Source organism: Cetobacterium sp. ZOR0034 (assembly GCF_000799075.1).
Classification (GTDB): Bacteria; Fusobacteriota; Fusobacteriia; order Fusobacteriales; family Fusobacteriaceae; genus Cetobacterium_A.
Genome location: NZ_JTLI01000050.1, coordinates 1 through 379, shown reverse-complemented (window position 1 = coordinate 379; position 379 = coordinate 1). Strand labels below are relative to the sequence as shown.

1 protein-coding gene is annotated in these 379 nt (G+C 26.4%); it reads right to left on the bottom strand.

All coding sequences use genetic code 11. The annotated features are described in order from the left end of the window. A partial coding sequence (locus L992_RS13670; protein WP_047395915.1) for a TolC family protein occupies positions 1-379 on the bottom strand: 379 nt, incomplete at both ends.

Genomic DNA, 379 nt, shown 5'->3' with positions numbered 1-379 from the left:
AAATCAATTCCTGTTGTTAAGTTTTCTGGAACCATAAATTCTTTCAAAACAATCTCTTCATTTGTTGGTATCATCAGTTTTAATTTTAAATCCTTCTTTGCAATCTCTAAGTTTGTTTTTGTTCCTGTTATTTGAGCTTCTAACTCTAAAATTGAGTATTCTGTTTTTAATAGATCAGCTTTTGTTACTAATCTTAAATCTAGTTGCTCTTTTTGTTTCATATATCTCGCTTGTAACTCTTTCATTGAAGATTCTAACACTGTTAAATCTTTTTCATAATTGATTATACTACTATAAATTGAAATTATATCTAATCTTACATCTCTTTTTTCTGATAATAAGTAGATATTTGCTATATTCTTTGAAGCTTCTGCTCCTA